3 protein-coding genes are annotated in these 1,388 nt (G+C 73.1%); 1 reads left to right on the top strand and 2 read right to left on the bottom strand.

Going from position 1 to position 1,388, the window contains the following annotated elements; translation table 11 throughout:
• Together L0B03_RS17940 and L0B03_RS17935 are read right to left on the bottom strand one after the other, a co-directional pair.
• Positions 1-241, bottom strand: a 241-nt coding sequence (locus tag L0B03_RS17940; RefSeq protein WP_250448380.1) for a hypothetical protein, incomplete at its 3' end; no start/stop codon positions are given.
• A 144-nt stretch (positions 242-385) separates the two neighbouring features.
• Positions 386-847, bottom strand: coding sequence for a hypothetical protein (locus L0B03_RS17935; protein ID WP_250448378.1), 462 nt, complete (start codon positions 845-847; stop codon positions 386-388).
• Between the two features lie 250 nt (positions 848-1,097).
• Between L0B03_RS17935 and L0B03_RS17930 the strand changes: the two genes are divergently transcribed.
• On the top strand, positions 1,098-1,388 hold a 291-nt coding region (locus L0B03_RS17930), incomplete at its 3' end, for a DUF998 domain-containing protein (protein WP_250448376.1).

The raw sequence follows: 1,388 nt of genomic DNA, 5'->3' as shown, positions 1-1,388 counted from the left end.
CGGCGCGGACCCGGGCCCGGCTGAAGGCCTGGGGCGAGCAGGTGATCAGCCCTGCCTCGGCCGCGCGCGCCCCGAGCACGTCGAAGACCGCCTGGGCGGGACTCACGGACCGGACCAGGACCGTCTCGAAGACGTCGAAGGTGGCCAACGGGTCGGCGCCGTGGCGGTGCGCACCGGCCGCCGCGGCGGACCGGCCACGGGCCTGCGGCGGGGACGCGGGGGCTGGCTCGGTGGTGGTCACCTGACCAGTGTCACCACGGATCCGGCCCGATGGCGCGGTGCGGCAGCAGCCGTCGAGAGGACTTCACGTGCCGTTCACCCGGAGGGTGGACAAACCCACCCAGGCCTCGCGTCGGGGGCTGGGCGTGCGGTGCTGACCCGGAGGTCAGACGGCGCGGGCGAAGTCCTCGGCGTGCTGGACGGCCGAGGCGACCTCGGGGTCGGCCGGGTCGACGTCAGCCGTGAGGGCCGCCTCGAGCACCGGCATGTCGGCGAGCACGGGCTCCTCGCCGTCGGGCAGCTCCTCGGGCACGAGGGCCTGCAGGCCCTCGTTGACGATCGCCGCGGTCTGCGAGCGCCGCACCAGGTAGACCGTCAGCAGGATCACCGGCACGTTGATCACGCTCGGGGCACCGAGCCAGAAGGACCCGATGCCGATCGCATGGACGAGCCACAGCACGTTCCCGGCCAGGGACAGCACCTGGGTGGGGATCGAGACCCCGGCCAGGCGGGCCGGGTCCTTGCGGTCCTGCCACACACGCTTGGCCTGGGGGAGCCAGACGAGGAAACCGGTGATCGAGGCCAGGAAACCGCTGGCCTCGGTGATCAGCTGCACGACGTACTCCATGACGAGGGCAGCACCATGAGGGTGCTGCGAGGTGAGTGAAGGGTGGGCACCGCTCGGGGGGAGCTCGGTGACCGGGTGTCGCGCCCTGGCGGGAGCGTCACGATCTTAGTCGGCATCCGGGGGTGCACCTTGATGAGACGTACGTCATGCCGCTCGGCCGAACGGGTGCTTCTTCGCTGGTCAGGCGGTGCATCAGGGCCCCAGCCGACGTCGACGTGCGGGGTGGCGCTGCACGCGCGAGCATCAGCCGGTGACCCGCACCCGACAGATCCCCTGGTGGGCCGTGACCTCGGCCGTGACGGCACCGATCGCGATGATCGGCGGCTTCCTCCTCGCCGAGGCCCTGCAGACCGGCTTCGACCCTGTCGAGGAGACCATCAGCGCGCTGGCGGCGACGACGGCGACCGCCCCCGGGGTGATGACCGCCGGGCTCGCCGTCACGGGCGCGTGCCACGTGATCACGGCGCTGGGGCTCCACGGGGCGCCGCGGGCCGGGCGGGTGGTCCTCGCGGTGGGTGCCGTGGCGACGGGTGCTGTCGCG

The sequence above is a fragment of the Actinotalea sp. C106 genome (assembly GCF_023630195.1).
Lineage (GTDB): Bacteria > Actinomycetota > Actinomycetes > Actinomycetales > Cellulomonadaceae > Actinotalea.
The sequence above is the reverse complement of the archived record's forward strand: the minus strand, read 5'-3'. Positions and strand labels throughout refer to the sequence as shown.